Genomic DNA, 12,512 nt, shown 5'->3' on the forward strand with positions numbered 1-12,512 from the left:
GTGAATATTCTCATGTCCGAACGTAATGATGTGAACAACAAGAATGATTCAGGCCAGCTCCCACTTATTCGGCTGATTCTCGCAGACGATGATTACTTCATTCGTGAGAGCCTGAAAGTGTTGCTTGGACTGGACTCTGGCATTTTCGTTACAGGCACGGCCTCAAATGGGCAGGAAGCGTTGGAATTGCTTGAATCAGGGACGTCTGCGGACGTGGTTTTAATGGATATTCGGATGCCGGAATGTGACGGAGTTGAAGGTACCAAACGCATCAAGTCACGTTTTCCTGAAATCCAGGTGCTCATGCTAACTACTTTTGACGACGATGAGTATATTATTCAAGCATTACAGAATGGAGCAAGCGGTTATTTGCTCAAAAACGTCCCCCCCGAACGGATAATTCAAGGCATCAAGACCGTACATAACGGCGATATGTTAATCCATCCGGATATAGCCCGCAAATTGGCAGGCCTTCTTCGTCCTGCTGCGATTCCCCTGACACAGAACCCAATCGAAGCCTATGGACTGACTCGTATGGAGCTGGCGGTTGCCGAGGCCATATCGGAGGGGTTGTCCAATAAGGAAATTGCCGCCAAACTGTTCCTCAGTGAAGGCACCGTCAAAAACTATGTCACGGATATTCTCGGTAAGTTGAGCTTGCGTGATCGGACCCAAATCGCCATCTTTATGTTAAAACAGTAACAAAAAAGGTATTTCCCTTGCCTGTGACGGCGCTCGGAAATACCTTTTTCATTGCTTGATTTATGCAACATACTTCATCACGTATGCTTAGTTGTTACATCTCTATGGACCCTTTATCACTGCCCACAGGGGCTGGCGGTAACGCCAAGAGAGCTTCGTCCCTTTGTGGTTTTTTCAGACGGGCAAACAATTTGAGGTTGATGATATGGAACAACGTCAGTGGACGTAACCGAATCGCCCAAACCTCGTGATTGTCCGGTGCCATAATGACCCCAAGCTGATGATGCTCCCCTTCATAGATCGCTCGTTGCATGAACTTGCTTTCACCCTGGTGATTGCGAACCTCTAGTTTGCAAAAAGCCGGGTTCATCCGCAGGGCACGATGTAACTCTTCCGGTGAATGAACCAACTTACCATTCACCTTGTACAATGTCTCACCTGCTTCAATCCCCAAATCTGCAGCAGGACTCTCCGGAATAACAGCCAATACCTTCAACCCATGCTGCGGATGGACAAATACCGGACTGCGGTTTTGCTCTTCAAACGCGCTGTACCATACCAGAAATTCATGTCCAATAAATGCAATCAGCGCAGCAACCACCATGAGTGGAGACCACCATGCAGCAAGCAAACTGAACACAAGCAAAGTTGCCCCGTATATCATCAACCGCTTGGATGAGATCTGTACCTTTTGTCCCGGAAGCATACTCTGCGTTATCTCACCAAATCCGAGCATAATCGGCAACGCAACCAGCATGTAACTATGACCTGCATTCATCAGTGGATTCCATGCCAGCTCCGCGCCACCTCCTGTGACTGGAACAAGAATCAGTAGAGGAATGGCCCAGAACTGCTGCAGTTGATATCCCCCAACCAGTTTCCCGCGTTTTCCCTCGAAGAGAAGTGGTGATGCCATCGATACCCCCTGCATGCGTACCAACAAGGCTTCACCCATATGTAGAAGGGCAGCCAGGACAAGCAGTGCAGGCATATCCAGGGTACGTAGCGTTTCCGTGATAGTGCCCATCCAACCCGATGGTTGCCAACCTGAAGCCAGATTCAAACCAAATTGCAACACACCCAGTAACCCGGCCGCATAAGCAAAGCACAGATACCGGATACGGAATAAGGATAGAATTAATGTTGCAGCCCATATGCATATCAGGCTTCCCAGTGTAAGATGTGCACCGAGGAATAGGGACACAATCGAGACGATGGTACCAATGAGTATGCCTCCGAGCACCGCCCGAATCGTCTGTGTTATCGAGCTTTGCAAACGAACATGGAACAATTTACGCTCCTGCAGTAATTGACGATGATAGATCAGCGCAATCAGGATCACCGCAATATAATAAAACGGCTGAATAAACAACTGCAACAAAGCTTCCCCTAATGTAGTTAACCACGGCCATACCCATTCCATTGTGGTCGGTCACCCCTCTCTTTCAGCCGGTTCAGAAAAAAAGAAGGCTGAAAATCAGCCTTCTTTATGGCTTCGACACAGCGGACGAAATATCCTTCGAGACATTTTCGATCGCGCGTTTCAGCTGTGCATCATATTGAGGATTAGCAATACGTTCAATCAGAGCCGCTTCCAGTGATTCAGCGGTTTTCTCGTCAATCTGGCCTGTAGCCTGAATGCCTTTTTGCTTCTGGAATGCCTTGACCGCTTCTTCCGTCTTCTGGTCGTAGTATCCATCCACACGATCCGGTTTGAAATCGAGTCCTCTCAGCATCGTCTGCGCACTTTTCACATCCGAGCTATTGCTGTCATATTTCAGTGGTAACTTCTCTTTGTTAATCGGTGCCACCGAGAAATAATCCGGCTGGTCTACCGCAATATCCGGTTTGATTCCTTTTTCATGAATCCAGTCTCCGTTCGGAGTGAGCCACTTGGCAATGGTGATCTTCAGCAAGCTGCCATCACCCATCTGCTTGTCATAACTCGTCTGGACGGTTCCTTTACCAAAGGAGTTTTCACCGATCAACTTAGCACCTGCTGACTGTTGTAATGCACCGGCCAAAATCTCCGAGGCACTCGCGCTACCTTTGTTCATCAGGACTGTGACTGGATAAGCTTTGGCTGATCCATTGGACTTGCTTTGTTCCTTTTTGCCGTTCTTGTCTTCAACCTGCACAATAACCTTGCCTTTAGGAACAAACTGTTCAGCAATATCAATAACAACTTGCAATACACCGCCTGGGTCATTCCGTACGTCGATGACCAGACCTTTCATGTTCTGCTTCTCAAGCTTCGCCAACTCTTCCTTAAAGCGATCGCCTGTATTCAAAGAGAATTGAGTAATGGCAATAACGCCAATTCCGCCATCCTCCATGTGAGCATATACGGTCTCCAGATCAATATCATCACGTACAATCACAAATTCAATCAGCTCGGAAGATCCAGCACGTTTGACCTGTACCTTCGCTTCACTGCCCTTGGGACCTCTGATTTTGTTAACAGCCTTGTTCAGTTCCAAACCTTGCAAGGATTCGCCGTTGACCGACATAATCATGTCTTTTGCACGAATACCCGCTTTCTCGGCAGGAGATCCTTTGATTGGGGAAACAACAACAACGTTTCCATCCTGTGAGGATACCTCTGCGCCGATACCGGTAAATGAACCTTCGATCGACTCTTCAAACTGAGCAGCCGTTTCCTGCCCCATATAGTTGGAGTACGGATCACCAAGCGATTCCATCATGCCGTTGATCGCACCGTCAATCAATTTGGTCTGATCCACGTCTTTATAATAGTTGCTTGAGATCAAATCCATCGCAGTTTCAATCTTTTTCAAATCGTTCTTCTGCTGTGTATTGCCGGTTACACTAGCCAGCAAACCTTCGCCCGCTGTGGTTTGGTTTGCTATTCCCGGGTAAGTCATTAGTACCAGGGTTAGCAAACTACCGCCCAGGAGACCCACAATGACAAGCAGTAGCGCCGATCTTTTCTTCATCATCCGTTTGTCACCGCCTTTAGTTTTGAAGCGTGTCCGATTCCATTGTTGCCAGAATCCATTCCCTGAACATGCCAGCTTATTATATGTCTAGCTTGTACGGAATATGTTTTTTCCATTCGAACGATGGAGCAATAATTACAAATAGTTCATCGGATTTACAGCGGTACCGTTGTCTCTCACTTCAAAGTGCAAGTGAGGTCCAGTAGAGTTCCCTGTATTTCCTGACTCAGCGATGGTATCCCCTTTGCTTACTGTGTCTCCCTTGCTGACTTTGAATCCACCTTCGCGCAAGTGACCATATAACGTCCATAGTCCACCGCCGTGGTCCACAATAACCGTATAACCATAACCGCTATACCATTCAGCCATGATCACGATTCCGCCAGAAGCAGCGTGAACCGAAGTTCCCTGAGGAACAGCAAAATCGACACCGGCATGCATTTTACCCACTACGCCCGTAATTGGATGGGTACGGGGGCCGAATCCAGAAGAAATACGTCCTCCAGATACCGGTCTTGAGAAGATACCATTACCGGATGAATACGTGACCTCACTGCTACTATCCGAACTCACTCTAGTAGGCGCCTTGGCTGCAGCTTTCGCCCGAGCCGCTGCTGCGGCTTTTGCTTTGGCTGCGGCTGCTGCCTGCTGTTCACGCAATTTATTTTTCTCTTGAAGAAGTGCCGAACGTTTGCTGGCAATCTGCATTAATACATCTTCCTGCTCTTGTGTCAGCTCTTCTGACTCTTCAATTTTAGCATCATATGAAGCGAGAAGCACTTGCTTTTCCGCTTCTTTTTCATTCAATTGGGACTTGCGCTGTTTCTTCTGTGCATACAGACTCTTGGCTTCCGCATATTGCACATCCAGTTCTGCCTTTTTGTCCACAACCAGTTGCTTGTCCGCTTTGTGCTCATCCAGCAGATGCTGATCCTGATCCACAATCGTTTTGAGTGAATCCGCACGGGTCAGGAAGTCAGTGAAGCTAGTAGAGGACAACAATACATCCAGATAGGATACAGCACCGTCCGTATACATCAGGCGTACGCGTGACTCCAACAATTTTTCCCTTGCAACAATGCGTTCTTCTGCCGCTTGCAGATCTTTTTTTGTTGTACGGAGATCTTCCTCCGTGTTCTCGATCTGCAAGGATACACTCGCCAGTTCATCACTAACGACATTGATCTGTTCCATGACAACCTTCAGATAAGCGTTGGTTTTGTTCTTGTAATGCTGTGCTTCCTTTTTGTTGGAAGCCGCTTTTTTTTGCTCCTGCTTGGCAGAAGCGGCCTTGCTCTCCAGTTGCTGAATCTGTTGGTCAATATCGCTGATGCTACTCTTGGCATATCCGTCAGAAGGTTGAAGCGTCAAACTGGCCAATAACGTAAAGGCCAGCAGCGAAGCGGTTTTTTTCAAAATGATGATCCCCCATCCTATGATTTCACAAGAAAGCAACCTGCACAGGTGGTGAACAGCATGTTCTTTGCTTTCTTCAATCTTAAAAGACTCCGTCTTTCCTACATATCGTCAAACAGCGTCCATTAATGAACCTGCTTTACCATTCTTTTCGACATATTCTGCAATTCGATCGTTGAAAACAAAATTAAACGTTGAGTGATTTCCGAATGGACAGTGTACTTCCCAAAATACCTACCAGCACACCAAGTCCGATCAACAGTGTTCCAAACAGCCCCCAGATTTCGCCGAGCGGGATCAAGTTAAGCATCTGCATGAAAACATCCTGACCAATCGTCTTCATCAACTGGCTGTACCCAACAAACAGCACACCAACCGTAATGACAGAGCCAATAAATCCAATGAGTGCACCTTCAATAAAGAAAGGCCAGCGAATAAAGGTATTGGTTGCACCAACCAGCTTCATAATTCCGATCTCCCGGCGACGTGCCAGAATCGTTACGCGAATCGTATTCGAGATCAGGAACATGGACATGAGACCCAGTCCCCCGACAAAAATAAATCCGATGTTACGAACAAGCTTCGTAAATTTGAACAACACTTCCACCGTTTCCTTGCCGTAGTTCACTTTCATGATCGGCTTCTCCGGGTGTTTTTCGTTCAAAGCTTCGATTTTTTGCGCCACAAAAGTGACGGTTTCCGGTTCAATGACCTCAACTTCAATGGTCTCCGGCAGTGGGTTGTTGTCCACATCGAAACCGCTAAGCACGTTATCTGCACTCTCTCCAAGACGCTCACGGAACTCCTTGAGTCCTTCTTCCTTGGAAACAAAACGAATCTCACTTACTTCAGGCATCGCGCTGATTTCTTTCTCCAGTGTGTTACGCAGGTTCTCGTCCACATTCAGTTCGAGGAACGTGCTGATCTCCACCTGGCTATCAACCTGATTCGCCATGGAGTTCACATTGAGCACCAGCAACATAAACACACCAAGAATCAATAGCGACACAATGATGGACATGATGGAGGCCACAGACATCCAGCCGTTGCGGAATACGTTTTTGAATCCCTCCCGCAGATGGCGCAAGAGAGTACTAAAATTCATAACCGTATTCCCCTCTCATCTGATCCCGTACAATCTGTCCACGTTCAATCGCAATTACCCGCTTACGCATCGTATTCACGATATCTTTGTTGTGGGTTGCCATAACAATGGTTGTTCCCCGGAAATTAATCTCATCCAATAGTTGCATAATGCCCCACGACGTCTCCGGATCGAGGTTACCTGTAGGTTCATCCGCGATAATAACCGATGGGTTATTGACGATAGCCCGTGCAATGGCAATACGCTGCTGTTCTCCACCCGAGAGCTGTGAAGGTTCGCGATTTGCCTTACTCCGCAGTCCCACCAAGTCGAGCACTTCCATCACTCGTTTTTTGATATGACGCTTCGGTGCTTCAATAACTTCCATGGCAAATGCCACATTCTCAAATGCTGTCATCCGTGGCAGCAGACGAAAATCCTGGAACACAACGCCGATGTTACGACGCACATAAGGAATCTTTCTTGGCTTTAACTTACCAATATTAAATCCGTTAATGGATATTTGTCCTTTGGTCGGAACTTCTTCTCTGTACATCAATTTCATAAATGTCGATTTACCTGCGCCGGACGGACCGACGATATAGACAAATTCATTGCGGTCGATCTTCACCGACACCCCTTGTAATGCGTGGGTCCCATTGGCGTAGGTCTTCCACACGTCCTGCATTTCTATCACATCATCACTTCCTGCTCGCATAGTTAGCCATTATCATTTCGACACAATCCCGGCATTTCCTTTAAAAAGACCTGAATTTCATCAGGGAAAAATCCACTTCGTTCCTGTTTCAATGGTGAAGCATGGATTCATATGAAGTTTATTGTAACAAATTTGTTACCTATTGAGTACCCGAAAGTTTTCCTGCATTGGATCATATATATAGAAAGTGTTACAAAGTCGGGAACAACTGAAGTATAAAGGAGCGTACGGTTATGAAAAAAATACATTTGACGGTCATTGTTCTATTCTCCATCCTCTTGATCGGCTCCGCGTCCTATGGATTGTTGTATATGTACGTGAATCAGCCTGCCCTGCCCAAAAACGTTCACGTTGGCGAGATGCTGGTGGAGGGGAAGAATCGTAAGAACGTATTGCATGAATTGGATGAACAGATCCAAAAGCTGGAGGACTGGCCTGTCACCTTTGAAGTGACTGAACCCAACCCCCAGACGATGTCGTATAGCGCAGCTCAGGTGGGGGTGAGCTACAACGTTAACAGCTTGAAATCCGCGATACAACAGCTGGAGGAAGGTAACCTGTGGGAACGCGCTTATGCACGTTATCATTTTCCGAAAGAGTTCTCTCTCGATATGACCTACAACTCAAGACCACTCCAAGAACATCTCAGCCCTGCCTGGGAAAAAGAAACCTTCGGTACACCTGCGGACGCTGTTCGCCGCATTACCACAAGTGACAAAGTCCAGTATATCCCGGAAAAGGGCGTCCGCCGCATTGATTGGGATACACTCACAAGTCTCATTCAGACCAAGTTGCACCGAGATTTCAGTGTACTGAACCCGGATGAAAAACCAGCCCCATTGCTGATCCAGGTACCACTGTATACGCTGAAACCTGAAGTAACTCTTGATTCGCTGCGCCAGGAAGGCATTGACCGAAAGATCATCCAGTTCTCCACGGGTCTGGGCAATAGTAGTGAAGGCCGGATACATAATGTCAGCGCAGCAGCGGAAGCGATTAACGGCATGATTTTGCCACCAGATGCCACATTCGATTATGAGAAGGTCGTCCGTAAAGCTGAAAAGGAGTATGGGTTTCGTGAGGCCCCGGTCATTGTTAATGGCAGACTAACCCCCGGAATTGGCGGGGGAATCTGTCAGGTATCCAGTACGGTGTATAACGCAGCGCTATTGACGGGTCTTGATATTATTGAGCGTCGCAACCATTCCCTGCCGGTCAAATATTTGCCCAAAGGACTGGATGCCACCTTTGCCTCGGGAGCCATCAATTTTCGCTTCAAGAACAATACAGGAAAATCCTTACTCATTCATGCAGAGGTGAAGAACCATCAATTGATGGTGAAATTTTTCGGCACCTTCCCGGAGAATGTCAGCTATGCACTTGAATCTCGCACCATTGAAACATTAAGTGTTCCGGTAAAGTATGTGTCCAGTACGGTACTGCCTGATGGTGCACAGCAGGTGCTGCAAGACGGACAGCCTGGATATATTGTGGAGACGGTAAGAACCAAGAGGCTGGACGGCAAAGTGGTCGAATCCAAAACGATTACACGGGACACGTACAAAGCTCAGAATCGTCTAATTGCCCGCTCCGGTCATAGCAGCCTACCTGACCCACAAGGGCCTTCTGTGGTCGAGGACGGGATTAGCGATACGAAACAGCCTTAGGCTCCTTTTCTGAAGCAGCCAAAAGAGTTCAATCCGTAATTCATGCATTCTAGGATAAACTGATCCTACGAAAACAAAAAGACACACTTCCCGTCCCTTTTAAGGATACGCGAGAAGTGTGTCTTTTTATGGTTTAAGATATGTTATTCGAGTTTTACCAAGCTACGATCAGCTTTACTACCTTTAACTTATAGTTAGTTTACTGCATTACGGTTTAGTGACCGCCGGTGTATTCGCCTTGCTCTTCGCCTACAACCATCTTCTCTCTTCCCATGAAGAAGGAAGCGACCAACGCGAGTGCAGCCGGAATCACAGCCCAGGCAAATAACTGCACGATGGAAGAAGACAAGGCATGTGTGATGGTATCCAGCACCTGAGGCGGAATCGCCTGTCTGAGTTCTGGTGAGAGTAACGCATGCGGATCGGTCAGGTCCACTCCCTGCGGCACGCCACCCGCTGAAGCACCACCTGCTTCCGCAGCTGAACCAGCGAGAGCATCGTTCATTTTACGCGTAAATACCTGGCTCTGTACGATACCAAAGATCGTAATGCCCATCGTCATACCGAGGGACCGCAAAAAGTTAAGTGTGGAGCTTGCTGCTCCGCGCCTTTGCGGTTCAAATGCGTTCATGGCTGCATTGCTAAGTACAGAGAACGACGCACCGACACCCAGACCAACCATCACCATGTAGATACGTATCGTCCAAAGGGAAGAATTCTCATCCAGTGTGGTCAGCAATCCAAGTCCAATGACAAGTAAAGCTAACGTAGGGATCATGATATTGCGATACTTGATTTTGGTCATCAGCACCCCGCCCAGGGACGCCGTCACAACAGACCCAAGCATCATGGGCAGCAGCACAAGACCGGAGTTGGTCGCTTTACCACCGAGTACCCCCTGTATGAAGATCGGAATGTACACGGATGCTGTAATGAACGCCGCACCACTGAACATACCAATAACGTTACTGGACCAGTAGACCCGGTTGCGGAACATGCTGAAAGAGATGATTGGTTCTTTGGCTTTGGTTTCTGCAAAAAGGAAGAGCAGCGCTAATGCTACAAATCCGGCAAACAAGCCAAGAATCTGCCACGAACCCCAGGCAAATGTTTTGCCGCCCAGTTCCAGACCAAAGATCAGGCACACAACAGCACCGATCAGTGTTACAGCACCCAGCCAGTCGATCTGTTGGGATTGATGCTGATGGGATTCTTTATAAAAGAACGCAATGAACACAAATGCAATCAAGCCTAGCGGCAGGTTGATATAGAATACCCATTCCCATGTCGCATACTGGGTAATGTAAGCACCGAGCAGAGGTCCGAATACGCTGGAGAGGCCAAAGACGGCTCCAAACAATCCACCCAATTTACCACGAGATTCTGGTGCAACGACATCAAACATGATCGTAAAGGCAATCGGCACCAGGGCCCCCGCACCAATACCTTGAATCGCTCTGTACATCGTCAATTCCACAATAGACGTTGCCGTTCCGCACAGCGCTGAGCCAAGCATAAACACAATAATACCAAATACAAAAAACTTCTTCCGTCCATACATATCGGATAACTTACCGAAGATCGGCATCCCTGCCATCTCAGCCACCATGTACGCGGAGGTAACCCAGACGAACTTGTCGAGCCCACCCAGCTTCCCGACAATATCCCCCATAGCTGTTGCCACGATGGTATTATCCATCGAAGCCATTAGTATGCTGAGCAGTAACCCTGCCAGCACCAATCCAATACTGTTTTTACGTGCAGCCATTGTACTCAATCTCTCCATTCACGCTCTATTCATATGACTGCATTAGTATATCCGAAAAGAAGTCTGCGTTAATCAGTCCAAGGACCGATTGCTTTGCAGCAAAACTTCCGATTGCGGATGAATTTGCAGAGATGAACGGTATTCCACTGTACCAATCCGGCAGCCAGGACCGATTTTTATTTTATCGCCACGGACAGTCTCGGCCTCCGTATTCTCTAATTCAATGTCATCACCTTCGATAATCTGTGCCTTGAGAATTGATTTATTCCCCGTAAACAAGTCATTCAACCGGCCACTCTTCACCGAGATGATGGAACCACCCATTTCCTTGACCTCGGATGGACCCATGATTTTGAGCGTCATTTGTTCAGCGCTGAGCATCCCCGCTATCGTCAAACGCCCGTTCAGCTTGATATTTTCTGCCTGACAATCCCCTGACAGATGAAGTTCACCGACCACTTTTATATGCTCAGCTTTGGCATGCAGGCCAGATGCCTGGATTCCATCCTCACCACCGTTGCTGGCCTCTCGCTCTGTCAGAGTAAGGGTTCCGGTAATTTTAATATCTGTGGATTCAAGCGATCCGTATATGACCGATGTACCCGTACATTTGAATCGATCACAAGATAGATTGTCGTTAAAGGACGCGTCCCCTACGACCTTGATCTTGCCGTATACGCCACCAGAAGAACTGCCATCACCAACGATGCTGATATCCATTTTTTTGTCCAATGAACGCCCATGATTGTTATTCATGTCGATCCCATCCCTTTCTCTCCATATCCAAACTTTAAATTCGCTGACTGCTGCCCACCTTGGCATCCTGATCTACCTCAAGTTCACCTGAATACTCAACCAGTCTGATGTTACAGCCGCGACCGATAAGAATGTTACTCCCCCGCACAATGTCAGCTTCGGTATCTTCCAGCACAATCTCATCACCCTCAATTAAGGATGTCTTAAATGAAGGGGTCCCGCCCAGACCAATACTTTTCCAAAAGCCATTCTGTTGTTCCTTGCGACGAATATCGATACGCTCTCCGCCAATCTCTTTAGCCGAAGAAGATGTATGCAGCCTGATCTCCACTGTTCCCGCATTCAGTAAGCCGCTGATCTTAATATTGCCCCGTACATTCAGGGACTCACATTGGACATCCCCTTCAATATCGATCACACCGCCAATATCAATTCGTTCCCCATCTACTCTTCCACGTACGGTACACTTTCCGTTCACTTCAAGTTCAGGGCTATGGAGATCTCCGTTAATCGTCGTCATGCCATCCACCCGAACACGAGAACTGGTCAGAGGTCCATTCAACGTGCACATGCCGTTAATCGCTACACTCTCAGAGGTCAAAGCGCCGTGCATCTTCAATGTTCCATTCACTTCCATAGAGGTGCAGTCCAGGTTGCCGTTCACCTTAGCCATGCCATCGATAGATACACGGTGAAAATTCCCGCCTGCCGTTTGACTTATGCCAGCCACATTCAGATCATTCCGCTTATTCCGCTCTTCCATAGATGATCCTCTCCTTATCCCAATTTGAGTTTTAATTCTTCCATAAATGTTCCCATCGGCTGCCTAAGAACCACTTTCACACCATTGTCAAAATAAAACTCCGTTCCTGCTGTTACCAGCATGAATGAAGGAACACCCATCTTACGAATAAGCACGAGTTCGCTGGGTTTGCCTGTAAAACGATAATAATGTTCGGACATCACTTCGATCAGCAACGCACCCTCTTGCCGAGTAATATCTCCGCTCATTAACAGCTTATCAAGGACATAGAGCATCATAATCTGCTCCAAAGCATACAGCGGTTGTTCTCGACCTGCTTCTTTTAACAGATCCAGCGAGATCTGTGAAACAATGTTTCGCTCTAATAGTTGCTGTGCAGACATCTCTACTTCACCCAACGTAGGTGAGAACACGTCTGCCAGCTCATCCAGCGATAATCCGTCTTTCATATTGAGAATCTTGTCAATGCGCAGTAAAATCTGTTGTTTGGGAAAAAAAGTCTCTTGTCCGGTATAGGACGACTTCCGAATGAACCATTCTTCCGGAATGAGATTTTTCCGCTTCCAGCGGTACAACTGGCCGTATGAGATTCCTGTCAGGTCCAACAATTCTTTCTTGGAGATCAAATCATCCGTCATATATGGTCCCCCTTTTTATTGAAATGAGTGTAACATAACA

The 12,512-nt window shown here is 47.4% G+C and carries 11 protein-coding genes; 2 read left to right on the plus strand and 9 right to left on the minus strand.

Annotation, left to right across the window (positions count from 1 at the left end):
• Positions 1-12 precede the first annotated feature (12 nt).
• Positions 13-702, plus strand: coding sequence for a response regulator transcription factor (locus tag NSQ20_RS28530; protein WP_076319183.1), 690 nt, complete (start codon positions 13-15; stop codon positions 700-702).
• 94 nt (positions 703-796) lie between these two features.
• On the opposite strand, the gene NSQ20_RS28535 is transcribed toward NSQ20_RS28530, so the two are convergent.
• From NSQ20_RS28535 to ftsE, 5 genes are all read right to left on the minus strand, one after another.
• The gene (locus NSQ20_RS28535) at positions 797-2,125 is read right to left on the minus strand and encodes a PDZ domain-containing protein (RefSeq protein WP_076319184.1); all 1,329 of its coding nucleotides are present in this window, start codon (positions 2,123-2,125) and stop codon (positions 797-799) included.
• Between the two features lie 64 nt (positions 2,126-2,189).
• Positions 2,190-3,662 carry a S41 family peptidase gene (locus tag NSQ20_RS28540; RefSeq protein ID WP_237177463.1) on the minus strand — a complete coding sequence of 491 codons (1,473 nt, stop codon included), beginning with the start codon at positions 3,660-3,662 and terminating at the stop codon, positions 2,190-2,192.
• A gap of 135 nt (positions 3,663-3,797) precedes the next feature.
• Positions 3,798-5,078: a M23 family metallopeptidase gene (locus tag NSQ20_RS28545; RefSeq protein ID WP_036612408.1), complete on the minus strand. Its 1,281-nt coding sequence runs from the start codon at positions 5,076-5,078 to the stop codon at positions 3,798-3,800.
• A 187-nt stretch (positions 5,079-5,265) separates the two neighbouring features.
• On the minus strand, positions 5,266-6,183 hold the full coding sequence (gene ftsX / locus NSQ20_RS28550) for a permease-like cell division protein FtsX (RefSeq protein WP_047840643.1): 918 nt from the start codon (positions 6,181-6,183) through the stop codon (positions 5,266-5,268).
• Entirely contained in the window at positions 6,173-6,859 is a 687-nt protein-coding gene (gene ftsE / locus NSQ20_RS28555; protein WP_024631580.1) for a cell division ATP-binding protein FtsE, read from the minus strand. Before ftsE ends, ftsX begins: the two co-directional genes overlap by 11 nt.
• Before the next feature lie 254 nt (positions 6,860-7,113).
• On the opposite strand from ftsE, the gene NSQ20_RS28560 reads away from it, so the two are divergent.
• Positions 7,114-8,547 carry a VanW family protein gene (locus tag NSQ20_RS28560; RefSeq protein ID WP_340031267.1) on the plus strand — a complete coding sequence of 478 codons (1,434 nt, stop codon included), beginning with the start codon at positions 7,114-7,116 and terminating at the stop codon, positions 8,545-8,547.
• Between the two features lie 214 nt (positions 8,548-8,761).
• On the opposite strand, the gene NSQ20_RS28565 is transcribed toward NSQ20_RS28560, so the two are convergent.
• From NSQ20_RS28565 to NSQ20_RS28580, 4 genes are all read right to left on the minus strand, one after another.
• A complete protein-coding gene (locus tag NSQ20_RS28565; RefSeq protein WP_076319186.1) occupies positions 8,762-10,315 on the minus strand; it encodes an MDR family MFS transporter in 1,554 nt (517 codons plus the stop codon).
• A 72-nt stretch (positions 10,316-10,387) separates the two neighbouring features.
• Complete coding sequence (locus NSQ20_RS28570) at positions 10,388-11,071, minus strand: hypothetical protein (protein WP_340031268.1); 684 nt, start codon at positions 11,069-11,071, stop codon at positions 10,388-10,390.
• A 34-nt stretch (positions 11,072-11,105) separates the two neighbouring features.
• Positions 11,106-11,834 (minus strand): polymer-forming cytoskeletal protein, encoded by a 729-nt coding sequence (locus tag NSQ20_RS28575; protein WP_127551501.1) that lies wholly within the window; start codon positions 11,832-11,834, stop codon positions 11,106-11,108.
• Between the two features lie 14 nt (positions 11,835-11,848).
• Complete coding sequence (locus tag NSQ20_RS28580; RefSeq protein WP_036612427.1) at positions 11,849-12,472, minus strand: YhbD family protein; 624 nt, start codon at positions 12,470-12,472, stop codon at positions 11,849-11,851.
• Positions 12,473-12,512: the final 40 nt, after the last annotated feature.

The sequence above is a fragment of the Paenibacillus sp. FSL K6-1122 genome, assembly GCF_037977015.1.
GTDB classification, from domain to species: Bacteria; Bacillota; Bacilli; order Paenibacillales; family Paenibacillaceae; genus Paenibacillus; species Paenibacillus amylolyticus.

Excerpts from the sequence above, each read along its gene's own strand:
- NSQ20_RS28530 (WP_076319183.1), top strand. The coding sequence starts at position 13 with ATGTCCGAACGTAATGATGTGAACAACAAGAATGATTCAGGCCAGCTC.
- NSQ20_RS28535 (WP_076319184.1), bottom strand. The coding sequence starts at position 2,125 with ATGGAATGGGTATGGCCGTGGTTAACTACATTAGGGGAAGCTTTGTTG.
- NSQ20_RS28540 (WP_237177463.1), bottom strand. The coding sequence starts at position 3,662 with ATGATGAAGAAAAGATCGGCGCTACTGCTTGTCATTGTGGGTCTCCTG.
- ftsX (WP_047840643.1), bottom strand. The coding sequence starts at position 6,183 with ATGAATTTTAGTACTCTCTTGCGCCATCTGCGGGAGGGATTCAAAAAC.
- NSQ20_RS28560 (WP_340031267.1), top strand. The coding sequence starts at position 7,114 with ATGAAAAAAATACATTTGACGGTCATTGTTCTATTCTCCATCCTCTTG.
- NSQ20_RS28565 (WP_076319186.1), bottom strand. The coding sequence starts at position 10,315 with ATGGCTGCACGTAAAAACAGTATTGGATTGGTGCTGGCAGGGTTACTG.
- NSQ20_RS28570 (WP_340031268.1), bottom strand. The coding sequence starts at position 11,071 with ATGAATAACAATCATGGGCGTTCATTGGACAAAAAAATGGATATCAGC.
- NSQ20_RS28575 (WP_127551501.1), bottom strand. The coding sequence starts at position 11,834 with ATGGAAGAGCGGAATAAGCGGAATGATCTGAATGTGGCTGGCATAAGT.
- NSQ20_RS28580 (WP_036612427.1), bottom strand. The coding sequence starts at position 12,472 with ATGACGGATGATTTGATCTCCAAGAAAGAATTGTTGGACCTGACAGGA.